Here is a 24334-nt window from a genome sequence, read left to right as displayed (position 1 = left end):
AGTTATAATCCTCTCGCCACGCGTTGTTCTAATTGTGCTATTTTCTGCTCCGGCTGGAGCGCTAAGAATTGCTCTTCCGGCTGGAAGGTATCTAAATAAAACTGGTTCTGCTGAGCCCACAGACGTAACTGGTTTTGCAGCGGCGCTGCTTGAATGTTGTGGTTGTCGCAGAAACGGGTAACCTGATGCTGACATAACCAGTCAATCTCACGGATATCAGACTGCTGCGCCCATGCCGCAATGGTTTTATCTTCGCTCAGGCGTGTCAGTGCTTGCGCTTGACCGGGCTGCATCACCCAGACATCCGGGTCCGCTTGACTATGCCCATCACCGACTTCGACCCAGCCTGGCGGCTCACTCAATTGTTGGCGATAGACCATTGCTGAGCAGCATAACCCAAGCCATCCACTGGTTTCTTCAGCGGCTGCCAGCGTGAAAAAGTAACTGGCAACCTGAGGATGATAGTAATGGAGCAGGCCGGTTGTATTACCTTCAAAATAAACCACCATCCGCGTACGCAGTTGATGGAGTACTTCGGCCAGCGACACCTGCGCCGGGGCAGAGAAGTAAAGCGTCTGCTCAGGCGGGAGTTTGTCAGTCAGCGGGTCACCGCTACCATATTTCAGGGCAATCACCAGCGGGCTCTCATCCTGTAAGGTCTCTAAAACGGTCATCAGGTAAAGCGGCTCAATCTGATGGCCGTCAATCCACTGATAAACCGCAGCCGCCAGCCCGGTATCACCGCGAACCACGGCATACCAGTTGACCGCCTGACCGTGATATTCGTGTGTTAAATTCAGCATCAGGCGTCTCCGCCTTCAAACGGACATGGGCCGCCCACAGGGACTTTACAAACCGGTGTGACCGGGGTGCCAGTCAGCATATCTGCTTCAACCTGTTGAATCAGGTTCGGAGAATAAGGAATCAGCTGGGGTGATGCTTGCACCTCGCTTGCCGTAAATGACGGTGCCTGCGCCTCTTCCGGAGCTGTTAACGCAGTGAGAACATTCGGCATGGTTGCAAGCTGGCCGGCGTAACCGCTGCCGCTGCCGGCACTGCCGCCGGAGTTAAGGTTGATCGCACCGCTGACCACATGTACGCCGCCTGCATCGACTTTGATAAAACTGCCGCCGACTTTGACGGTGATTTCATTACCGGCATCGAGTACCACAGCGTTTCCGGCCTTGAGGTGCACTTCGCTGCCTGAATCGACAATGGTTTTCTGACCGACCTTCTGATGCAGTGAGGCATCGGTTTCGAGGGTGAGGTTCTGTTTGATTGCGGTTCGCTGCTCACCGTCAATACTCAGATGGTCGTTGACCTGCACATGGCTGTAACGGTCATTTTCAACCGTGAGATGGCGGTCATGCTTAATCTGGGTGGTGCTGTCATTTTCAACCAGCGCTTCATAGTCTTTCTGCGCATGAAGATAAATCTTCTCGCTGCCGGATTGGTCTTCAAAACTTAATTCGTTGAAACCGGTGCCCTGATGGGTCTGGGTGCGAATCACGGTTTTGGTTTTGTGATCCGGCAGAGGATAGGGCGGCGTGTTGGTCGCGTGATAGGTGCGCCCGGTCACCATCGGTTGATCCGGGTCACCGTTGAGGAAGGTGACAATCACTTCATGACCGATACGAGGGATCGCCATCATACCGTACTGGGCGCCTGCCCAGCCTTGTGCGACGCGCACCCAGCAGGAGCTGTGCTCGTCTTCGTTGCTGGAGCGGTCCCACGGGAAAGAGACTTTCACCCGGCCATGTTCATCACAGTAGATTTCTTCGCCTTCGGGGCCGACAACGGTCGCGACCATCGGGCCATCGACTTGCGGTTTTGGCTGGGGCTGCATACGCCACAGGGTTTCATTCGGGATGACGACAAACTGGTTGCTGTAAGTGGTGGCACCACTGCCACCGGATTCTTCCAGTGCCTGAGGCTGACTGCCCTGATGGTCAATCCCGACAATCAGCCAGGGGCGGTTCATTGCGCTATCAAGATGGTCGGCCAGTGTAAACACCACCCCGGCCTGAAGTTTGGCTTCGTTACTTTTACCGGCTGCGGTATGACTGGTGCGGCGCAGATGTTCGAGCTTAATCTGACTGAAGGCTTTGCCGCTGGCATCGTCTTTATAGCGCCCCGGTGCATCGTAGTGTTGGTAGTCCGGCAACTGATAGGCCATATCACTGCCCAATGCCGACTGTTTAAAACTGTAAGACGGCTTTTTAAAACTATAGTCACGCTGCGTCACTTCGGTGACTTCGGACTGTTTGGTCTCACGCATGGCGGAGACATATGGGGTGTCAGCCACACCACCGGAGAGCACGTTATACGGCACAGTACCGCCCAGCTGAGTAAATCCGGCGCTATTGTCGGTGACAATTAAGGTATGTTTTTCGGCCTCGTGGCTGAAGGTGTACATTAAGCCTTCTTCTGCCGCCAGCCGGTGGAAGAACGCTAAATCGGTCTCCCGATACTGAACACAGAACTCCCGCGGTGCACATTCGCGTTTGACGGAGAAGGCGTAGTCGGTGATGTTCATTTCCGAGAGGAGCATCGCCAGAATCTCAGGGACGGTTTTTTGTTGGAAAATCCGGCTGTTATGGCGCAATGACAACCGCTCAAGGGATGGCACCAGTGTCAGGGAATAATAGGTGTGATGATGGCCGGTATCACCGCGGCTGAAGCTGCGCACAATGCCGTGGACTTGCTGCACCACTTCGCCATTGCGGATGACTTCCAGCACGGCTGCGGTATCAACCAGTTGCTCGGCCCGGATGCCGGAATCGCGGCTGGCCAGCTCGATGTGATAGCGAAAGCCATACACCGGGTTGCCCTGTGCATCCAATGAATCAGAGATCGATTCATGTCCCTGATAGTCACGGACGACCAACGCTTCACCGACACCACTGACAAGACGGAAGTTCAAAGTCCCCATAGTTTTTACCTGACATTGTTGAGTTGACTGAATTTCATATACCCATTGATTTTGTCATCTGTAGAATCAGTGCATCTTGATGGATCACCACAAACATCAATGACATGGGTTCGGCCCGGTTTTCCGGTTATTTTTGTTAGAAACGTGACGTCTTGCCATCCTGTATGGACACAAAAATAAACACTTTGTCAAAACAGAACGATAGCGAAACGCAAAATCCGATTATAACCGGATGAGTATATGAGTCTTGATGAAAATGAAAAATTGGCGGGGAAATCAACGAGAAAGCAATTTTCCTGAAGGAACCTCTCAGTTTTGAACTATCGCCCCAGCCATCTTGCCTCACAACACACATACCTGAATAACCTCACGAGCAGCGCTTTTTTGCTCAAAGTTGTTCAGGTATATGGTCTTATCGTTTTGAAAGTAATTTCTCTCATGAATATGTGATTGATATAAACAATGTTGCCCACCCATCGGTGAGCAACAAGACAATCAAAGCATTGTCGAACAGACACCCACGGTGCCTGCTCATCAGACAATTAAGCTTCGATTGGTTTACGCCAGTCGTCAGCACCTGAAGTACCCGCGTTAACGTGGTCCCAAGTGATCTTACGGTAAGACATTGAGACAGTCAGGTTCTGAGTGAAATCAGCATCTGCTGGGTTTTGGCAATGTGGCATTGCACACTCGATGTTCACAATTGTTGCGTTTTCAAGTGTTGTAGTGAAGAAGTTTTCTTGTTTACCTTCGATTGAAGTGCGGTACCACTTCAAAGTAACAGAAGACATTTTCTCGCCAGAAGCCAGTGCGTTATATAGCAGAGGAACGGCTTTGTTGAGGTTCACTGTGAATTTGAAAGGCTTGTGAACACGTTGACCTGCTGGCTGACCAGACTGAGGATCAGTAGGAACACTTACGACGTGGTCGAACTGTTGAACCATCATTTCATCTTCGTGACCTTCAACGAAAGAGTCACCGATAGAATCTGCTGTACAAGCGCCTGACGTGATTAGCCCCTGAGTTTCACCTTCGATAGAGATATAACATGGAGTTGGCATTCTGAATTCCTTCAATTATCTATAATAAGTTCATGTTTTTAATGCACATAGAACCTTTAGGCTCTTGAATAATAAGAGCAAAGGGTGTGCCAACTCGCGCAAATCAATTAAATCAAAGGGTTATAAAAACAGAAAGATAAATACAAGCAAGAAGTTGCCCGCAGTCGAGCAAGAAGTTGCCCGGTGAGCAAAAACTTGCCTGAACGAAGTGGAATAAGTATCACGGAAGTGTTTTATTTTTGAGAACTGTATGAGCATGGGATTGCATAAAAAATTCAGTCGACACTTGCTGATAGGCATGAAAGGTGCTTCAGCAGCGAGCCCGAAATTTGGGTGAGAATCGATCGCGAACGTCGTCTCGCTCTCCCGTCTGTCTGATACTGTGCAGGCAACACCGTCTGAATCGTTATTTGAGCGCTTTACTAAAGGTCTCGGTCAGTATGCTGACTAAAAGTGAACGGTGGGCCATATTTTCTCGTGCTAACGCGTCATCAACTAATCCGTGCATCGCATGAAACATCATCAAAGCCATCATTTGGGGGGCTGCAACTCGCCATGCATTCGCTTTATTGCCTTGTTGTAACAGCGTACATAGCTGCTCAATGACTGGATTTTCACTCATAAGGCTTCGCTCTTGGTTTGGGTTGATCCCCTGAAAGAGCATGTCGTGCAGAATAATCTGATCCAGTAATCCGTCGACTGCTGTTGCGAACCAGCGATGTAGTTTTGCTGCCCAGTCATCGGGGGAACATTGGGCAAGTGCTGTATCAATCCGGGCACAAAAGCTGGTCATAAAACGCTGTTGTAAGGCGTGTAACAGAGTATCGCGGGAATTAAAGTAAATATAGAAGGTCCCTTTGGCGACATGAGCCGCGGTTGTAATGTCCTCGATCCGGGTCTCATGAATCCCTTTGGTTAAAAACAGATGTTCAGCTGCATCCATCAGCGCGGTGCGTCTGGTATGCGGCGAGCGTGTTCGTCGATGCAACTGCGTTTTTTTTATCTCGGTATGATTATCCATTGCTACGCCCATGATTGGTCAGAGGGATGATCTGTGTCGGCTGCCAAATCGAGCTATCTCTGTGGGTGACGATAATCAGCGTCGCGGGGAGAGCTCTTAAGGATGCAGCGATGTGGCGTTCTGTCTCTTTATCGAGTGCTGCGGTTGCTTCATCAAGAATCAGGATCGGAGCCTTTTTGAGTAGCGCCCGAGCGATAGCAACCCGTTGTCTTTCTCCACCAGAAAGGGCGCTGCCCTGATGACCGACAGATTGATCAAGCCCCTTGGGAGAACGGTCGATGAGGTGGCCCAACATCGCTTGTCTTGCGACGGTTTCTATTTCTGAATCACTTGCCCCGGCTCGCCCTAAACGAATATTTTCGGCCAGAGTCCCCGTGAATACCACCGGCTCTTGCGCAACATAAGCAATCTTTGACGTCAATTCGGCGTAGCGCATCTGATTTAAGGGGACGCCTCCCAGAGTGATCTCTCCGCCTTGTGGATCATCAAAGCGCATCATGAGTTCAAGTAAGGTACTTTTTCCGCAACCACTTGGTCCGGAAATGATGACATTCGCACCCGGTTCAATTTCAGCATTGATCTGCTTGAGAACAGGCATCTGGCGAATGTTCTTCAGGGATATATGGTATCCATCCGGCACGCAAGCTTCGGCCGATGCCGGTTCTGATAAGGTTGGAATCTCGGTATTTGTGCGGTAGTCGTTCAATGCTGCTCGTAAATTATTAATACTCAGACCAGCCAGAACAAGTTCCCCCAGTGGTGCCGCAGCTCTGGCCACTAAAATGAGTAGTGCCAGAGTCATGATGGGCGAGCTGATTGCAGTGATAGTCAGATAAGCACTGATGCAGGCTAGCGGTAGAGATTTGGCGATGGCTGAGAGCAAGGTTGCTTTTGCTGCGGCTCGGTTGGTTCGAGCCAGCACATTTTCTTGTGTTTGCCATTGTTGTTCGATGCGTGTGATTGCTCTTGCAGGCCCGGCGGTGGTGCGTAACAGCTCCAGATGATCAACAAATTCGATAGTCGCGTTTGCGGTGCCGATATTCGCCTCATGCCTTGTTTTATCGCTTTCAATAAGAGCCATCTGAGCTTTAAATTGCAGCAGCAGTGACAGAGCAAGTGTCCCCGCGGTGATGAGTGCTACTTCTGGCCCTGATAACCATGCAATGCCGCAGACCAAAAACAGTGGTAGTAGGGGGGCATGCAAGAACGTTTGCATCTGGTGGGCCGGTACACTCATGAAGCCCGGGATTCCTTGGGAAGCTAACGTTGCCAATTGGGCGCGGCGTGTATCGGTAAACCATGAAAGTTTGGCCCGGGCCAGCACTTGGCCCAATGTTTCAAATAAATCACCGGCAAGGCGAACGCCACAGAAAAAACCTGCACGTGTTGTGAATATCATCACAAGTACGGCAATACCGGCTGAGATGATGACCCAGACCGGATCTTGTTGGAGCGTGATAGCCTGTGCCAGCACGGTATAGGCACAGGCTTCCAGTGCAGCAACGACACACCAGCTGATACTGATCCAAATCAGCCGGCGTTTGGTGTGCAATGGCCATATGGTGTGGGTCAGGCCGGTTGGGTGGCGGGCGGCGAAAGTCATACCGTGAATTCCTTATGATGTTGTGGCGCTTTGTTGAGATGAATGTGTTGGTCAGCCTGAGAAGCCAGTGCCGGATCATGCGTCACCATAATCAGGGTTTTATGCCGGGTATGGGTCAAATGTAACAATGCTGCCATGAGTTGATTTGCCCGAATATGGTCTAAAGCACTGGTTGGTTCATCCAGCAGCAGTATCGCAGCAGGACTCAAAAATAAGCGTGCAAGCCCGACTCTTTGCTGCTCTCCGCCAGATAGGGATGCCGCATCCATATCTAAGTCGATCTCAAGTTGGGCATGATTCAGCGCATCATGAAGCTGTTCATCCGTGGCCTGTGGATCGGTTAGCAATAAGTTATCCCGCACCGTCGTATTTAGGACGGGTTTCGTTTGCGGGATGAGCTGAATCTGCTGGTGGCGGAAGTGCTCATCGAGTGAGGCTATATGATGGCTTCCCAGCCGAACCTCGCCGCTCTCTGAGCATTCAAACCCTGCAAGTATCCGCAAAAGCGTTGTTTTGCCACTGCCGCTTGGCCCCATCATTGCTGTGATTTTTCCCGGAGCAAACCGATAAGAGAAGTTATCAATGAGCGATCCGTTCTCGGTATGGATACAGAGGTTTTGCACCGTGAGGACTGGGTGATTGATCTGCGGCGAAGCGTTTCCACCGGGGAGTGGCATCTCATGCAGCAATTGAGCGATCCGTTGGTTCGCTGCCCGCCCGGCGGAAAGGTAATCGAGGCCATGTCCGAGGCGTAATGAAGGTGTGACGATTGCCAGCCCGAAAAACATGGTCGCCGCGATCGATACAGGAGTGAGTTGATAAGATGTCCAATAAGCAATCGCAAATGTTGCAACAGCCTGTAATAGTGCGGTTGCAATTGCGGCTGCGGTTGCCACATGGCTCACCCAAGTGATCATTCCCCGGGTGAAGCGATTCGTCGCTGCATGGTAATCGGCAAGCGCTCCGGATTGTGCATCAAAAAGCCGATTGATTCGGATCCCACGGACATAGTCGTTAATCGCCGTGACGATGGTCTCCATTGCTTCCACTCGCTCCGCATTAAAACGGGCGGAATAACGCGGTATTAAAATCAGGTAATACATTGCGGCGATACAGCCGGGGAGAAGTGCGAGTAAAGAAACGGGGCCTGACATGATGAGCAGCATGATCACCGAAGCGATAGGGACAATTATAAACGTCACGATTTCTGCGGGTAAGTGAGCAATCATATGGTGCAGGGCGGTAATATCTTCAGACACTAACCGCCGCAGAGCGTTGTCACCGTAACGTGCTAAAGTCCGGGTCGGGAGTTGTGTTAAGTGAGTGGCGACCTGACGACGGAGTCTTGATGAAAAATCAGCTTCGGCCTGATGGGAAATCCAAGCCGCCCCTGATGAACATATCGCACTCACACACCAACATGCACACGCATAGAGCACCCAAGTGATGGTTAGCGCCTCGATGAGGTGGATGAGGCACCAGAGTGCTGCTAGCTTCGCTAAACCGGAAATCCCCTCTGCAAGTATGCCGACCCCGAGCCGTGGCAGTACCGGTTTGATCGCTGGTATCAATACTGGGTCGAAGAAGTGGGCTTGGGATTGTCCTTTTCTCATTGATGATTCCTCATGGCTGCGGACATTGGCGTATGATTATATTTAAATGAAAATGATTATCAATTGCTAGTGACTTGCGGTCATTATTGATCAAATGTTCGACAAAATTCAATTGGAAGTAAGATCGATACACTGATTTTTCTGCTTTTTAGGAAGGCTTGTTTGAGGGAGTAGCGGATAACGCGAACGTGTTTCGAAACATTTGTGAAGAAAAATGGCAGTGTACCGCAGCGAGCCTGCCATTTCCTTATCTCTCTATTTGTTTCCTGATGCCCCCGCCATTCATGTCAGGGGCTGTCATTCAATTGTCTGGCGCGGCAAATCTGGGTTATGAATTCGTTTCTGACCGGAGAGTTAACGATGGTGCAGAAAACCCATAAATGCCAATGAGTGCCGGTAGTGTTGTTAATGCGGCATAAGCACCGACATAACTGACATCATACTCAGATAAGAAGCTCACAATTAATGGGCTCATCCCGCCAAAAATCGAGAGCGCAATATTATAGCCAAGCCCGAGAGAGGTCGTGTTATTGCCGGCGATAGAAAAGAGGACGGTTGCCAGATTGGCTAAAATCAGCGCTGAAATCAGGCTGATCGTGATAAATGCTATCCATTGCTGCCACCCATATTGACTATGAATGAGCAGATAATAAGCCGGATAAGAAACCACTAAGCCAGCCAATAATCCGCCCGAAAAGCTTTTCTTGGGAGAGGACAGATATTTGTCTGTGATCCATCCGACCAGCAATATCATCACAAGTAAGGTCACTGAATTGACTAAAGCAAATGGCTGGATGGGAAAATCTTTGGCTAAAATCGTACTGGAGATATTCTGTACATAGAACACGACCGCACCTGTTGCAGACACCAAACCAATCCTGACCGTCGTTCTTAAGTCGTTACTTAAGCGAGCTGGCTGTGAGGCCGGAAGCGCGGCTGGCAATCGAATGCGAAACCAGAAACTCATGGCAATGTTGACTGCCCCAATGATTAAAGGAATGCGCCATCCATAAGCTTGCATCTGGCTTTCGGACAAGGTGCCTTTCAGCCCCATGACGATTAAGACGGATGCAATCACCCCGACAATCGAACTGGCAACAATCAGACTGCTGAGACGCGCATGTTGTTCACGCTGACTCCCTTGGTGCAGGTATTGAATAATCGTCGGGTATTCGCCGCCAAAACTGAAGGCCTGAACCATTTGCAGGCATAAAAGGAGGACGACAAGGCTTTCTCCTAACATATTGACGGGCAAAGCCGCCATTAGCAGCGTTGCGCTGCCGGTCAGGCTACTGGTGATGATCAGGGCTTTTTTTCTTCCTTGTGTATCGGCAATTTTACCAATGACCAGCCCACCGAGCGGACGGATTAAAAATCTGAGTGCGAAAATCCCCCATACCATCCATTCAGAATGAACGATGCCGTGGCTGGACAGTAAATGAGACAGGTAAGGCGAAATGGCGGCATAAACTGCAATATCGTAAAACTCGAATGCATTGCCTGAAACAATCCCTAATCGTTGTGGCCAACTTAGCATGTTAATTCTCCATAATGATTTCAATCTGATTCCCATCGGGATCATGGGTGAAAAAATAAACAAAGCCCCCCAGTCGGGCCGTTTTAATATCTGTACAGGGGGCGAACTGAGAGAGCTGCTGACGTGTTGCTGTAATGTCGTCAACCTGAATCGCAATATGTGTTATCCCTATGGTTTGAATATCGGGTACCGACTCGATATTTGAGATTTGTGGTGCTGCACGTTGTATCGCAGGGAAACAGAACAGTTCGATAGCCAGACCGGTTTCGGCCGCCATCATGACAATTGAGACTTGTTCATCGCTGTAGCTTTTGAGTTTCGTGTAACCGAATTGTGCATAGAATCTCTGGCTTCTATCGAGATCCTGACAGGTTAAAGAGACGTGGTGTAAACATTCAGACATGCATCAAGGATCCCATGTTTTTGGAGTAACTTAAAAAAGGTGGCACGATTGCCGGTACAGCGGAGTTTTCTCTTGATGGTTTCAATGCGTTTTCGTTCTGCTGATTCACTGCAATGATGTTCCCAGGCGATTTCTTTGGGCGAGTGAAAAGATAGCAGGAGGCGAATGGTGCTCATCTCTTTCGCGGTCAGGACAATATCACCAAACCGGAAATGGTCCTGCTCATTCATATGAGTATTTTGCGTATTGGATAAAGCGGCAGTGGACTGATAGGGGAGTGTTGCAACCTGATGTTTCAGCCATAATTTGTGAGCATGATAAGCCAGATAGGGACGAAGGACTGCCAGTTGATGACTTTCCTGACTAGTGAGTTGACGGCGACAGGCTAAAGAGACGATTTCGGCGCGTTGTGAGCATAACCAGGTATAATCCACTTTGTCCGGGATACGATATTTGCTTAATAAATGATGATATTCTTCATCTTTGTCCCGCCACGATGAAATCCCCGGCGACATGCGTTTCCCCACGGTGGTGTTTAATCCTTGATCCCAGTAGCTGAGGTGCCAGTCATAATCTGTTGATAAGGTATAGATTTCTTGAGTGTCTAGTGAAACCACTGAATAACTGATATGTATGGCATCATCATATATTTTGGAAATAAGTCGGCTAAACTGGGTGCAAGCCTTTGCCATTTCTATTGAACTAACATCCATTTTGGGCGGGTTCCTATTTTAATGAGCATGCATATAAAAGAATTGGCAAGAGTATACTACTAGTTGCTATTCCATTTGCAACCTGTCAAAAAATACCACCTGTTTTTTATATTTTTTTGCGGCATGATCAAGTGATAACAATCAAATATTGGTTAGAGATGTGGCTTATGAACAGTACTCAACATAAACTTGATGAGATTTTTTTCTGGTGCAATGTGGTCATGGAGTGCCGTAAACACCAAGAAGCCTATCCGACTCAAAAGCAGGAAAGAGCCGCTTTGCTACGTTCTATCGAAGCATTACAGACAACAATCAGTCTGAATATGGAATCACTGATGATCGGTGACTCCAAAGGGCAAGCTTGAGATAATCATGAGCGGTAATCATGAGATGCAGCCGCACATCCTTGTCCAGCTATAGAACGTGACGGTCTGATCATAACTGACCGGATAGGCATTTTCTTTGGGGGTAATGACTGCTCCCGCATCGCATCCGAAAGCGATTTCTGAACAACGAATATCTCTGCAATTTTTACTCAATTCGCTCCAGCAGTACGCCCGCCTCCATATGGTGGGTATAGGGGAATTGGTCGAATAGCGCAAAACGTGTGACGTGATGTGTCTCACTCAGAACCATCAGGTTTTCTTTCAGGGTTTCCGGGTTGCAAGAAATATAAAGAATACGCGAATATTTCTGCACCATTTTGCAAGTATCGATATCCATACCGGAACGTGGCGGGTCAACAAAAATCGTTTCGCATTGGTAACTACTGAGTTCAACACCGGCATCTTTCAAACGACGGAATTCTCGTTTCCCTTCCATTGCTTGGGTAAATTCTTCTGCAGACATGCGGATGATTTGCACATTATCGATCTGGTTGGCGGCAATGTTATATTGCGCCGAATCGACGGAAGGTTTCGCGAGTTCTGTCGCCAGTACGCGATTGAAATTTTGTGCCAGCGCCAGCGAAAAATTCCCATTGCCACAGTAGAGTTCCAACAGGTCCCCCTGACTGTCCCGGGTGGAATCCACCGCCCATTCCAGCATTTTCTCGGCAATCCGCCCGTTGGGCTGCGTAAAACTATTTTCCACTTGTTGGTATGTGTAGGTTTGACCATGGACAGATAGTTTTTCGATCACGTAATCACGATCTAAGACCATCTTTATTTTTCGCGCCCGTCCGATGAGGTTCAGATTAAAACCTTGTTGGCACAGGGTGTCTTTTAAGGTTTGCGCAGCTTGCTGCCACTGTTCGTCAATCTGGCGATGGTAGAGCAGCGAGACCAGAATTTCTCCGCTGAGCGACGATAAAAAATCGACCTGAAACAGTTTGTGACGCAGAATGTCGTTGTCGCGAATCTGTTCGAGTAAAGCGGGCATCAATTGATTGATCAGTTGGCTTGCTGCCGGGAACTGATCAACGCGATATTTCTGACGGGTTTGCTGATCGAACATGATGTAATAGAGATCATTGCCTTCATGCCAGACGCGAAACTCAGCGCGCATCCGATAATGCTGTTCTGGTGATTCAAAAACGTCGAGTGCTGGCATGTGAAATTCAGAAAACATCTCAGTAAGCCGAGTGACTTTCTCTTGCAGTTGATTCTGGTAGCGTGCGGGATTTACATCAAGAGTAGCCATCGTATTACCTTTATTTTTACAGAACGAAACGCTTTACAGAGCGAACAATGAAAGAGCGCAGATTTTATTCAATTCCGTCATGATGTCCAGTCTGTTCGTGGATCCGCGGAGGATTTTCTTCATGAGTCGAGTGAATATCATCTGGACAAGCTTTATGTAGGCCAATACTATCGTGCCAGTTGGTACCCCCAAATGACAATATCTGTTTGTCAAATGGGGCGTTGAAAAGGGAATCTGGTGAAAATCCAGAACTGACGCGCAGCGGTAAATAGAAGACAAGATCTCAAGAGACACTGCATCGGATGTGGGAAGTCGAGATTTTGGCGGTTATCTCAGAGGTAATCATATTCTTAAGTCCGAAGACCTGCCAGCAACCGGGAGAGAACAGGAGCCCCGGTCAGATTAACGCGAATTCAGGATATAAAAATGAAAAAAACAGTTTTAGCGATCGCAGTGGTATCGCAGCTTTCTTGCGCCTTTTATTCTTATGCAGACAGTTTAAACGCAGACACCGACACAATGGTTGTGACTGCGAATCGGTTTGAGCAGCCGGCGAAATCGGTTCTAGCGTCTACAATCACAGTCACAAAGCAAGATATCGCCGCACTTCAGGCTCACAGTGCATTAGAGGTGCTGAGAACGTTACCTGGTGTGGAAGTCGTTTCTTCGGGAGGAAAAGCACAGGCGACCTCTATTTTTCTTCGGGGGACGGGGTCTAAACATACATTGGTGCTTCTTGACGGCGTACGAATTAATTCATCAACCAGTGGCGGATCTTCAATTGGTTTGATCCCAGCTTTTGCAATTGAAAAAATTGAAATTATCAAGGGACCTCGGGCCGCCGCCTATGGATCCGATGCCATTGGGGGCATCATCAGTATTACGACAAGTAAGGATTTTGCTTCGGAGCATCAGGCCCGTTTAGGCTATGGTTCACAGGATCATAGTTTGCTGGGATGGAAGAGTGTCGGTCAGTTGAATGACAATACTCATGGTGAAGTTATCGTATCGCAAGAGAAAAGCGATGGTTACAAAGTGTTGGCTGCCGCCCCTGATGGTGAAGAGTATGGGTATAAAGCTCAGACCTTCGTTGGCCATCTTCAGCATCAATTTGATGAACACTGGCAAGGTAAATTGACCCTTCATAAAGCAGATTATTATTCAGAATATGCTTCTGGTAAAAATATTGAACAGAAAAAGTCTGATACTGAATCTGAGCTTTTGGCCGGCTTACTTCGCTATTCTCAAGGTGATTTCTTCTCAGAGTTACAAATTTCAACGCGATATAATGAATCCGCGGATGGGTTGGCGAATGATTCTGATGCAAAACAGATCATCAGAACCCGTCAAAATGCATTAAGCTGGCTGAACAATAGCGTGTTTGCCAATATAGTTCATTTGCAGGTCGGGTTGGAGTACTCACAGGATAAAGCTGATTTACTCGGTGGTTATTCGGCGAGCTATGACGACACGGAAAAACATATGCGGTCAGTGTTTGTTACCTCGTCTACTGATATGAACGATGTAACGCTAGAAATCAGTGGCCGTTATGATAACTCCAGTACTTTTGGTCAGCATAAAACATGGAACGGCGGTATTGGTTACTGGATAACTGATGAACTGCAAATATTGGGGAACGTTGGTACGGCATATAAAGAACCAAGTTTTAATGACCTATATTGGCCGGATAGCGGTAAGCCAAATTTAAAACCGGAAGAATCGAAGTCAAGAGAGCTAGCGGTGAAAGGTTTTCATGATCTTCTGTCTTGGGAGTTATCGGTGTACCGAACAGACTTGAAGGATATGATCGATTGGAAAAATGTGGGGGGTAGTGTATTGAAGCCTTCCAATGTTGCCCGAGCTCGTATTGAGGGGCTAGAGCTGAGTGCGACGGTCGAGACTGGTCCGATTGAGCATAAATTAAGTGCTGCGTGGAAAAAAACGAAAGATGCATCCGATGGAGCCTTACTTGATAAAAGAGCTCAGAATAACTATAGCTGGGCTATGATTTATTCACAAAATCAGTGGCGCGGTACAGTCACAACTAATTATGTTGGTAACCGTGTCGACTCAAGTCAATGGTTAGGCGCTTATATTACCGTTGATACCGGTGTTTCTTATCAGTGGAATCGTCAAACATCTATAGGGATTAAAGTCGATAATCTTTTCGATGAAGACTATAAAACGGGCTATTACAGTTATGCTGACTCTTATTATAAAGGGAATGAAAGAACTGTTTTTGCTGAAGTTGGTTACCAATTCTAGTCATGCCGCCAAACCGCCTTCGGGCGGTTTGTTCTCTTTTGAAAATCATGATTGTCAAAATTGACGGGAAGCGTATCATGCGTTTTCATCTTTAGTATTTCGATGTAGTTCAACGTGTCCTCACAAGTTTCTAATATCTTAATTTTTGACTCCGGTGTCGGTGGCCTCTCGGTTTATCGCGAGATTCAGCAGTTGCTCCCTGAGCAAAACTATTTCTATTTGTTCGATAATGAAGGTTATCCGTACGGAGAGTTGCCACAGCAAAAATTACTCAACCGAGTTGAAAGCTTAGTCTCGTCGCTCGTAACAAAGATGGCGATAGATATTGTGGTAATTGCTTGCAATACCGCCAGTACAATTGTTCTGCCTAGCTTACGTAAGATATTAGATATTCCGGTTGTTGGTGTGGTTCCCGCGATTAAACCTGCCTGTAATTTGGCGCAGCGATGTGTCGGCCTTATTGCAACACCTGCAACCATTCAACGGCCTTACACTCATGAGTTAATTCGGGATTTTTCATCTGACAAAGAGATCTGTCTGCTTGGGTCAACCGCATTAGTGGATATGGCTGAACGCAAGTTACGTGGTGTACCGGTCAATCTATCTGAACTGAAAAATATTCTTCAACCGATCCAAGGGAAAATCGATGTCGCTGTACTTGGTTGTACACACTTTCCACTATTGAGAGATGAAATTCAGCAGGTATTGGGGGCGCATGTGATATTGGTCGACTCAGGGAAAGCCATTGCACGAAGGGTCGCGAGTCTGATTTCTCCGGGAATGTGCCGACATGTATCACAGACGGCCCGGATATTTGCCAGTACCTCACCATCTGATGGAGAGGCACTGACACGAGTGTTATCCGATTGGGGATTTAATCGTATTGAGAGTTTTCCGATTCAGGGTTTTTCGGATCATTCGCAACCCGAACTTTAAGCGTCCTTTCCATATAGCTGGACTCATTAAGTTTCGTAATTGCTTTCTGTGCATCAGCTTCGGGCATCACCACAAAGCCAAATCCACGTCGCTTGCCTGTGCGTTTGTCTTTCATTAAACGGACGGCAAAAACTTCACCATAATCTGAAAATAGGTTTTTTACATTCGACTCATTCGCCTTATAGGGAAGATTGCCGACATATAATGTTGTTGTCGCCATCTGTGATTCTTGTTGAGCAGACGAATTTTGTGAAGTGAGAATAAAAACAAGAGTTGCCCCTGCCAATCCAACCAGAAAAGCAACAACCGAGGGAATTGCGAGCTGAGAAAGTGCAATCACACCTAATACAGCAAATGTGGCAAGCCACAAAAAAGATTTAGTTAAATTCATATTGGAATACTACTTATCAATTAATAAGAAAGATGAATACATAAATAAAATGGAACAGATAGATGAATCTTACGTTTATGTCTGGGGTTTTTCCAACCTATTGCTGTGATAATCCTCAAAGGTTGTAACATTATTTATAACGTTTCTGATTTCTTTTTAAGCAAACGGAAAAAAAAGTAAAGAAATCACTTGCGACAAGTTATTTGTTCCCTATAATGCCGCCTCACCGACAGAGAGTGTCTGAAAACGGCAAACTCAAGGTAAAAGAAAATCCTAAAAAATGTTGGCAAATATCTGTTGACTTGATTTTCGAAAGGCGTAAGATACGCACCCCTAGCCAAGGCGACAAGCCAAGCGCTAGATGCTCTTTAACAATATAGACCAATCAATCTGTGTGGGCACTCGTCGATAAATATCCAAAAAGATTTTATCAATGAATCGAGTGACCAAATCAAGTTGGATACAGGCAACTGTCATTCAATAAGAGCACAGTCAATTCAACATTACATTATGTAATGTCACTTTTTGCTTCTGCTCTTAAAGCAGAGACAAAAAGCAGTATTCATTGAGCCGACACATCGTGTCACAAAAACTTTAATTGAAGAGTTTGATCATGGCTCAGATTGAACGCTGGCGGCAGGCCTAACACATGCAAGTCGAGCGGAAACGAGAGAAAGCTTGCTTTCTCGTCGTCGAGCGGCGGACGGGTGAGTAAAGCCTGGGAAATTGCCCTGATGTGGGGGATAACCATTGGAAACGATGGCTAATACCGCATGATGTCTACGGACCAAAGAGGGGGACCTTCGGGCCTCTCGCGTCAGGATATGCCCAGGTGGGATTAGCTAGTTGGTGGGGTAATGGCTCACCAAGGCGACGATCCCTAGCTGGTCTGAGAGGATGATCAGCCACACTGGAACTGAGACACGGTCCAGACTCCTACGGGAGGCAGCAGTGGGGAATATTGCACAATGGGCGCAAGCCTGATGCAGCCATGCCGCGTGTATGAAGAAGGCCTTCGGGTTGTAAAGTACTTTCAGCAGTGAGGAAGGATGTAGTTTTAACAGAGCTGCATTTTGACGTTAGCTGCAGAAGAAGCACCGGCTAACTCCGTGCCAGCAGCCGCGGTAATACGGAGGGTGCGAGCGTTAATCGGAATTACTGGGCGTAAAGCGCATGCAGGTGGTCTGTTAAGTCAGATGTGAAAGCCCGGGGCTTAACCCCGGAGTTGCATTTGAAACTGGCAGGCTAGAGTACTGTAGAGGGGGGTAGAATTTCAGGTGTAGCGGTGAAATGCGTAGAGATCTGAAGGAATACCGGTGGCGAAGGCGGCCCCCTGGACAGATACTGACACTCAGATGCGAAAGCGTGGGGAGCAAACAGGATTAGATACCCTGGTAGTCCACGCCGTAAACGATGTCTACTTGGAGGTTGTGACCTAGAGTCGTGGCTTTCGGAGCTAACGCGTTAAGTAGACCGCCTGGGGAGTACGGTCGCAAGATTAAAACTCAAATGAATTGACGGGGGCCCGCACAAGCGGTGGAGCATGTGGTTTAATTCGATGCAACGCGAAGAACCTTACCTACTCTTGACATCCAGAGAAGCCGGAAGAGATTCTGGTGTGCCTTCGGGAGCTCTGAGACAGGTGCTGCATGGCTGTCGTCAGCTCGTGTTGTGAAATGTTGGGTTAAGTCCCGCAACGAGCGCAACCCTTATCCTTGATTGCCAGCACTTCGGGTGGGAACTTCAGGGAGACTGCCGGTGATAAACCGGAGGAAGGTGGGGACGACGTCAAGTCATCATGGCCCTTACGAGTAGGGCTACACACGTGCTACAATGGCATATACAGAGGGCGGCTAACTTGCGAGAGTGTGCGAATCCCAAAAAGTATGTCGTAGTCCGGATTGGAGTCTGCAACTCGACTCCATGAAGTCGGAATCGCTAGTAATCGTAGATCAGAATGCTACGGTGAATACGTTCCCGGGCCTTGTACACACCGCCCGTCACACCATGGGAGTGGGCTGCAAAAGAAGCAGGTAGTTTAACCTTCGGGAGGACGCTTGCCACTTTGTGGTTCATGACTGGGGTGAAGTCGTAACAAGGTAGCGCTAGGGGAACCTGGCGCTGGATCACCTCCTTACGTAAAGATATTTTGGATGAGTGTCCACACAGATTGATTTGGTTTATAAGCAAAGAGAAATTGCACCGTGGTTTTTCTGAGTTCAAGGAAGGCAATTGACGAGGGAAGGCGTTTACATCAGTAAATAACTGACCGAGGATAAGCAGTCTGACGCAGAAGTCAGGGAAAGCACACAGCAAGAGATGGGTCTGTAGCTCAGGTGGTTAGAGCGTTCGCCTGATAAGCGAGAGGTCGGTGGTTCAAGTCCACTCAGACCCACCAAAATCATTTTCTTCTGCGTTAGATTGTTCGTTGCATATTGATATATGCGGCCTCACAATCTGCCTTGAATAAAAAGATTTGAAGAAATATCTCAAGATGGGGCTATAGCTCAGCTGGGAGAGCGCCTGCCTTGCACGCAGGAGGTCTGCGGTTCGATCCCGCATAGCTCCACCATCTTTAAGGGTTTTTAATGAAGAATCTTTAAACATGGTTTTGTCGATACAAAATCATTGCTCTTTAACAATTTGGAAAGCTGACAAAATAATGTTTGTTTCTTTTAGAAACAGATGATTATTTGTAAAAGTTCTCAATACTTTCTCGAAAGAGAAAGACCAACACAATCAAGTGTTCTTGGGAATACACAGGCAACTGTGTATTCAAATTGAGTCCGGCAAAACCAAGTCACACACTCATGTATAAAATATTGTGTGACACCTAGGTTACTGATAATGCAGCTCGAAACCTCTTCGGGTTGTATGGTTAAGTGACTAAGCGTACACGGTGGATGCCTTGGCAGTCAGAGGCGATGAAGGACGTACTAACTTGCGATAAGCGCAGATGAGGCAGTAAGAGCCACTTGAGTCTGCGATTTCCGAATGGGGAAACCCAACTGCAGCAGCAGTTATCATTAACTGAATTCATAGGTTAATGAGGCGAACCGGGAGAACTGAAACATCTAAGTACCCCGAGGAAAAGAAATCAACCGAGATTCCGAAAGTAGCGGCGAGCGAAATCGGACTAGCCCTTAAGCTTTGATAACGTTAGGTGAAGTGTCTGGAAAGGCACGCAATAGAGGGTGATAGCCCCGTAACCGAAGGCGTTATGAGAGTGAAAACGAGTAAGGCGGGACACGTGATATCCTGTCTGAAGATGGGGGGACCATCCTCCAAGGCTAAATACTCCTGACTGACCGATAGTGAACCAGTACCGTGAGGGAAAGGCGAAAAGAACCCCTGTGAGGGGAGTGAAATAGAACCTGAAACCGTGTACGTACAAGCAGTAGGAGCCTCCTTTGTGGGGTGACTGCGTACCTTTTGTATAATGGGTCAGCGACTTATATTCAGTGGCAAGGTTAACCGATTAGGGGAGCCGTAGCGAAAGCGAGTGTTAACTGCGCGTTTAGTCTCTGGATATAGACCCGAAACCGAGTGATCTAGCCATGGGCAGGTTGAAGGTTGAGTAACATCAACTGGAGGACCGAACCGACTAATGTTGAAAAATTAGCGGATGACTTGTGGCTAGGGGTGAAAGGCCAATCAAACTCGGAGATAGCTGGTTCTCCCCGAAAGCTATTTAGGTAGCGCCTCGGACGAATACTACTGGGGGTAGAGCACTGTTAAGGCTAGGGGGTCATCCCGACTTACCAACCCTTTGCAAACTCCGAATACCAGTAAGTACTATCCGGGAGACACACGGCGGGTGCTAACGTCCGTCGTGGAGAGGGAAACAACCCAGACCGCCAGCTAAGGTCCCAAATTACAGCTAAGTGGGAAACGATGTGGGAAGGCTCAGACAGCTAGGATGTTGGCTTAGAAGCAGCCATCATTTAAAGAAAGCGTAATAGCTCACTAGTCGAGTCGGCCTGCGCGGAAGATGTAACGGGGCTAAGCTGTAAACCGAAGCTGCGGCAATGTACTTTTGTATATTGGGTAGGGGAGCGTTCTGTAAGCCGTTGAAGGTGGATTGTAAAGTCTGCTGGAGGTATCAGAAGTGCGAATGCTGACATGAGTAACGACAAAGGGGGTGAAAAACCCCCTCGCCGGAAGACCAAGGGTTCCTGTCCAACGTTAATCGGGGCAGGGTGAGTCGACCCCTAAGGCGAGGCCGAAAGGCGTAGTCGATGGGAAACGGGTTAATATTCCCGTACTTGTTGTGAATGCGATGGGGGGACGGAGAAGGCTAGGTGGGCCTGGCGACGGTCGTCCAGGTTCAAGTGCGTAGGCTGTAGAGTTAGGCAAATCCGGCTCTACGATAGGCTGAGACACGATGTCGAGTCACCAAGGTGATGAAGTCATTGATGCCATGCTTCCGGGAAAAGCCTCTAAGCTTCAGTTCACAAGAAATCGTACCCCAAACCGACACAGGTGGTCGGGTAGAGAATACCAAGGCGCTTGAGAGAACTCGGGTGAAGGAACTAGGCAAAATGGTACCGTAACTTCGGGAGAAGGTACGCTCTTGCTGGTGAAGTCCCTTGCGGATGGAGCTGATGAGAGTCGCAGATACCAGGTGGCTGCAACTGTTTATTAAAAACACAGCACTGTGCAAAATCGTAAGATGACGTATACGGTGTGACGCCTGCCCGGTGCCGGAAGGTTAATTGATGGGGTTAGCTTAGGCGAAGCTCTTGATCGAAGCCCCGGTAAACGGCGGCCGTAACTATAACGGTCCTAAGGTAGCGAAATTCCTTGTCGGGTAAGTTCCGACCTGCACGAATGGCGTAATGATGGCCACGCTGTCTCCACCCGAGACTCAGTGAAATTGAAATCGCTGTGAAGATGCAGTGTACCCGCGGCTAGACGGAAAGACCCCGTGAACCTTTACTACAGCTTGGCACTGAACATTGAGCCTACATGTGTAGGATAGGTGGGAGGCTTTGAAGCAGTCACGCTAGTGATTGTGGAGCCGACCTTGAAATACCACCCTTGTATGTTTGATGTTCTAACTTGGCCCCATTATCTGGGGTGAGGACAGTGCCTGGTGGGTAGTTTGACTGGGGCGGTCTCCTCCCAAAGTGTAACGGAGGAGCACGAAGGTGGGCTAATCACGGTTGGACATCGTGAGGTTAGTGCAATGGCATAAGCCCGCTTAACTGCGAGAGTGACGGCTCGAGCAGGTGCGAAAGCAGGTCATAGTGATCCGGTGGTTCTGAATGGAAGGGCCATCGCTCAACGGATAAAAGGTACTCCGGGGATAACAGGCTGATACCGCCCAAGAGTTCATATCGACGGCGGTGTTTGGCACCTCGATGTCGGCTCATCACATCCTGGGGCTGAAGTCGGTCCCAAGGGTATGGCTGTTCGCCATTTAAAGTGGTACGCGAGCTGGGTTTAGAACGTCGTGAGACAGTTCGGTCCCTATCTGCCGTGGGCGTTGGAGAATTGAAAGGGGCTGCTCCTAGTACGAGAGGACCGGAGTGGACGAACCTCTGGTGTTCGGGTTGTGATGCCAATCGCATTGCCCGGTAGCTAAGTTCGGAATCGATAACCGCTGAAAGCATCTAAGCGGGAAGCGAGCCTTGAGATGAGTTCTCCCTGGCGCTTCAAGCGTCCTGAAGGGTTGTTCGAGACTAGAACGTTGATAGGCAGGGTGTGTAAGCGCTGTGAGGCGTTGAGCTAACCTGTACTAATTGCCCGTGAGACTTAACCATACAACACCGAAGGGGTTTTGTGGCTCAATAAGAACGATTGATTGTGTAGAGAACAGAAAGACGGCTTTCCGAATTAAAGAATTTGCTTGGCGACCATAGCGTTTTGGACCCACCTGATTCCATGCCGAACTCAGTCGTGAAACGAAACAGCGCCGATGGTAGTGTGGGGTCTCCCCATGTGAGAGTAGGACATCGCCAGGCTTTATTTGCGTTACTTGCTTCGTCAAGAAGCAGGTCACCATAAAGCTTTTGAAAGATGAAAGTTTTATGTTGACTTTCAACGTGGGAAGCGTATTATACGCGTCCTGCCTAAGTGCTAAAGCACTGAAAGCAAAGCTCTTTAACAATATAGACCAATCAATCTGTGTGGGCACTCGTCGATAAATATCCAAAAAGATTTTATCAATGAATCGAGTGACCAAATCAAGTTGAATACAGGCAACTGTTATTCAACAAGAGCACAGTCAATTCAACATTACTTATGTAATGTCACTTTTTGCTTCTGCTTTTAAAGCAGAGACAAAAAGCAGTATTCATTGAGCCGACACATCGTGTCACAAAAACTTTAATTGAAGAGTTTGATCATGGCTCAGATTGAACGCTGGCGGCAGGCCTAACACATGCAAGTCGAGCGGAAACGAGAGAAAGCTTGCTTTCTCGTCGTCGAGCGGCGGACGGGTGAGTAAAGCCTGGGAAATTGCCCTGATGTGGGGGATAACCATTGGAAACGATGGCTAATACCGCATGATGTCTACGGACCAAAGAGGGGGACCTTCGGGCCTCTCGCGTCAGGATATGCCCAGGTGGGATTAGCTAGTTGGTGGGGTAATGGCTCACCAAGGCGACGATCCCTAGCTGGTCTGAGAGGATGATCAGCCACACTGGAACTGAGACACGGTCCAGACTCCTACGGGAGGCAGCAGTGGGGAATATTGCACAATGGGCGCAAGCCTGATGCAGCCATGCCGCGTGTATGAAGAAGGCCTTCGGGTTGTAAAGTACTTTCAGCAGTGAGGAAGGATGTAGTTTTAACAGAGCTGCATTTTGACGTTAGCTGCAGAAGAAGCACCGGCTAACTCCGTGCCAGCAGCCGCGGTAATACGGAGGGTGCGAGCGTTAATCGGAATTACTGGGCGTAAAGCGCATGCAGGTGGTCTGTTAAGTCAGATGTGAAAGCCCGGGGCTTAACCCCGGAGTTGCATTTGAAACTGGCAGGCTAGAGTACTGTAGAGGGGGGTAGAATTTCAGGTGTAGCGGTGAAATGCGTAGAGATCTGAAGGAATACCGGTGGCGAAGGCGGCCCCCTGGACAGATACTGACACTCAGATGCGAAAGCGTGGGGAGCAAACAGGATTAGATACCCTGGTAGTCCACGCCGTAAACGATGTCTACTTGGAGGTTGTGACCTAGAGTCGTGGCTTTCGGAGCTAACGCGTTAAGTAGACCGCCTGGGGAGTACGGTCGCAAGATTAAAACTCAAATGAATTGACGGGGGCCCGCACAAGCGGTGGAGCATGTGGTTTAATTCGATGCAACGCGAAGAACCTTACCTACTCTTGACATCCAGAGAAGCCGGAAGAGATTCTGGTGTGCCTTCGGGAGCTCTGAGACAGGTGCTGCATGGCTGTCGTCAGCTCGTGTTGTGAAATGTTGGGTTAAGTCCCGCAACGAGCGCAACCCTTATCCTTGATTGCCAGCACTTCGGGTGGGAACTTCAGGGAGACTGCCGGTGATAAACCGGAGGAAGGTGGGGACGACGTCAAGTCATCATGGCCCTTACGAGTAGGGCTACACACGTGCTACAATGGCATATACAGAGGGCGGCTAACTTGCGAGAGTGTGCGAATCCCAAAAAGTATGTCGTAGTCCGGATTGGAGTCTGCAACTCGACTCCATGAAGTCGGAATCGCTAGTAATCGTAGATCAGAATGCTACGGTGAATACGTTCCCGGGCCTTGTACACACCGCCCGTCACACCATGGGAGTGGGCTGCAAAAGAAGCAGGTAGTTTAACCTTCGGGAGGACGCTTGCCACTTTGTGGTTCATGACTGGGGTGAAGTCGTAACAAGGTAGCGCTAGGGGAACCTGGCGCTGGATCACCTCCTTACGTAAAGATATTTTGGATGAGTGTCCACACAGATTGATTTGGTTTATAAGCAAAGAGTCGTATCTGGGGCTATAGCTCAGCTGGGAGAGCGCTTGCATGGCATGCAAGAGGTCTGCGGTTCGATCCCGCATAGCTCCACCATCTTTAAGGGTTTTTAATGAAGAATCTTTAAACATGGTTTTGTCGATACAAAATCATTGCTCTTTAACAATTTGGAAAGCTGACAAAATAATGTTTGTTTCTTTGGAAACAGATGATTATTTGTAAAAGTTCTCAATACTTTCTCGAAAGAGAAAGACCAACACAATCAAGTGTTCTTGGGAATACACAGGCAACTGTGTGTTC

Annotated in this window: 14 protein-coding genes, 3 tRNA genes, 4 rRNA genes and 1 riboswitch; of the genes, 10 read left to right on the top strand and 11 right to left on the bottom strand. The window is 48.4% G+C overall.

Annotated elements, in window-relative coordinates:
• Positions 1 to 2: 2 nt before the first annotated feature.
• From OCV37_RS14360 to OCV37_RS14320, 9 genes are all read right to left on the bottom strand, one after another.
• Entirely contained in the window at positions 3 to 803 is an 801-nt protein-coding gene (locus OCV37_RS14360) for a DUF4123 domain-containing protein (RefSeq protein WP_051680560.1), read from the bottom strand.
• Positions 803 to 2932 carry a type VI secretion system Vgr family protein gene (locus OCV37_RS14355; protein WP_261888100.1) on the bottom strand — a complete coding sequence of 710 codons (2130 nt, stop codon included), beginning with the start codon at positions 2930 to 2932 and terminating at the stop codon, positions 803 to 805. Before OCV37_RS14355 ends, OCV37_RS14360 begins: the two co-directional genes overlap by 1 nt.
• A gap of 542 nt (positions 2933 to 3474) precedes the next feature.
• Entirely contained in the window at positions 3475 to 3993 is a 519-nt protein-coding gene (locus OCV37_RS14350; RefSeq protein ID WP_038180414.1) for an Hcp family type VI secretion system effector, read from the bottom strand.
• A gap of 406 nt (positions 3994 to 4399) precedes the next feature.
• A complete protein-coding gene (locus OCV37_RS14345; protein WP_038186269.1) occupies positions 4400 to 5014 on the bottom strand; it encodes a TetR/AcrR family transcriptional regulator in 615 nt (204 codons plus the stop codon).
• On the bottom strand, positions 5007 to 6617 hold the full coding sequence (locus OCV37_RS14340) for an ABC transporter ATP-binding protein (RefSeq protein WP_051680923.1): 1611 nt from the start codon (positions 6615 to 6617) through the stop codon (positions 5007 to 5009). Before OCV37_RS14340 ends, OCV37_RS14345 begins: the two co-directional genes overlap by 8 nt.
• Entirely contained in the window at positions 6614 to 8230 is a 1617-nt protein-coding gene (locus OCV37_RS14335; RefSeq protein WP_038186266.1) for an ATP-binding cassette domain-containing protein, read from the bottom strand. The genes OCV37_RS14340 and OCV37_RS14335 overlap by 4 nt, the downstream gene beginning before the upstream one ends.
• Before the next feature lie 328 nt (positions 8231 to 8558).
• Positions 8559 to 9767, bottom strand: coding sequence for an MFS transporter (locus tag OCV37_RS14330; RefSeq protein ID WP_038186264.1), 1209 nt, complete (start codon positions 9765 to 9767; stop codon positions 8559 to 8561).
• A 1-nt stretch (position 9768) separates the two neighbouring features.
• The gene (locus OCV37_RS14325; protein WP_038186275.1) at positions 9769 to 10170 is read right to left on the bottom strand and encodes a VOC family protein; all 402 of its coding nucleotides are present in this window, start codon (positions 10168 to 10170) and stop codon (positions 9769 to 9771) included.
• On the bottom strand, positions 10140 to 10883 hold the full coding sequence (locus OCV37_RS14320; RefSeq protein WP_157635109.1) for a helix-turn-helix domain-containing protein: 744 nt from the start codon (positions 10881 to 10883) through the stop codon (positions 10140 to 10142). The genes OCV37_RS14325 and OCV37_RS14320 overlap by 31 nt, the downstream gene beginning before the upstream one ends.
• 167 nt (positions 10884 to 11050) lie before the next feature.
• Between OCV37_RS14320 and OCV37_RS14315 the strand changes: the two genes are divergently transcribed.
• Entirely contained in the window at positions 11051 to 11248 is a 198-nt protein-coding gene (locus OCV37_RS14315) for a hypothetical protein (RefSeq protein ID WP_139344153.1), read from the top strand.
• Positions 11249 to 11414: 166 nt separating this feature from the next.
• On the opposite strand, the gene trmA is transcribed toward OCV37_RS14315, so the two are convergent.
• Positions 11415 to 12524 (bottom strand): tRNA (uridine(54)-C5)-methyltransferase TrmA, encoded by a 1110-nt coding sequence (trmA, locus tag OCV37_RS14310; RefSeq protein WP_038186260.1) that lies wholly within the window; start codon positions 12522 to 12524, stop codon positions 11415 to 11417.
• A 163-nt stretch (positions 12525 to 12687) separates the two neighbouring features.
• Positions 12688 to 12910, top strand: a riboswitch (cobalamin riboswitch).
• A gap of 40 nt (positions 12911 to 12950) precedes the next feature.
• Between trmA and OCV37_RS14305 the strand changes: the two genes are divergently transcribed.
• Positions 12951 to 14789 carry a TonB-dependent receptor domain-containing protein gene (locus tag OCV37_RS14305; RefSeq protein WP_038186258.1) on the top strand — a complete coding sequence of 613 codons (1839 nt, stop codon included), beginning with the start codon at positions 12951 to 12953 and terminating at the stop codon, positions 14787 to 14789.
• Positions 14790 to 14903: 114 nt separating this feature from the next.
• Entirely contained in the window at positions 14904 to 15725 is an 822-nt protein-coding gene (gene murI / locus OCV37_RS14300; protein ID WP_038186257.1) for a glutamate racemase, read from the top strand.
• Here the strand turns inward: murI and OCV37_RS14295 are convergent.
• Entirely contained in the window at positions 15664 to 16116 is a 453-nt protein-coding gene (locus OCV37_RS14295) for an RNA recognition motif domain-containing protein (RefSeq protein ID WP_038186254.1), read from the bottom strand. The two genes, murI and OCV37_RS14295, sit on opposite strands and share 62 nt — an antisense overlap.
• A gap of 595 nt (positions 16117 to 16711) precedes the next feature.
• Here OCV37_RS14295 and OCV37_RS14290 point away from each other — a divergent pair.
• The 7 genes from OCV37_RS14290 to OCV37_RS14260 all read left to right on the top strand — a co-directional run bounded on the left by OCV37_RS14290 (position 16712) and on the right by OCV37_RS14260 (position 24130).
• Positions 16712 to 18253, top strand: a 16S ribosomal RNA gene (locus OCV37_RS14290).
• Between the two features lie 184 nt (positions 18254 to 18437).
• Positions 18438 to 18514 (top strand) — tRNA-Ile (locus OCV37_RS14285).
• A gap of 98 nt (positions 18515 to 18612) precedes the next feature.
• Positions 18613 to 18688, top strand: a tRNA-Ala gene (locus OCV37_RS14280).
• Positions 18689 to 18992: 304 nt separating this feature from the next.
• A 23S ribosomal RNA gene (locus tag OCV37_RS14275) occupies positions 18993 to 21881 on the top strand.
• Between the two features lie 85 nt (positions 21882 to 21966).
• Positions 21967 to 22082 (top strand): 5S ribosomal RNA (gene rrf / locus OCV37_RS14270).
• Positions 22083 to 22447: 365 nt separating this feature from the next.
• Positions 22448 to 23989: ribosomal RNA gene (locus OCV37_RS14265) — 16S ribosomal RNA — on the top strand.
• Together the 16S, 23S and 5S rRNA genes with 3 tRNA genes alongside form the textbook arrangement of a ribosomal RNA operon.
• A gap of 65 nt (positions 23990 to 24054) precedes the next feature.
• A tRNA-Ala gene (locus tag OCV37_RS14260) sits at positions 24055 to 24130 on the top strand.
• Positions 24131 to 24334: the final 204 nt, after the last annotated feature.

The sequence above is a fragment of the Vibrio rhizosphaerae genome (assembly GCF_024347095.1).
GTDB lineage: Bacteria > Pseudomonadota > Gammaproteobacteria > Enterobacterales > Vibrionaceae > Vibrio > Vibrio rhizosphaerae.
The sequence above is the reverse complement of the archived record's forward strand: the minus strand, read 5'-3'. Positions and strand labels throughout refer to the sequence as shown.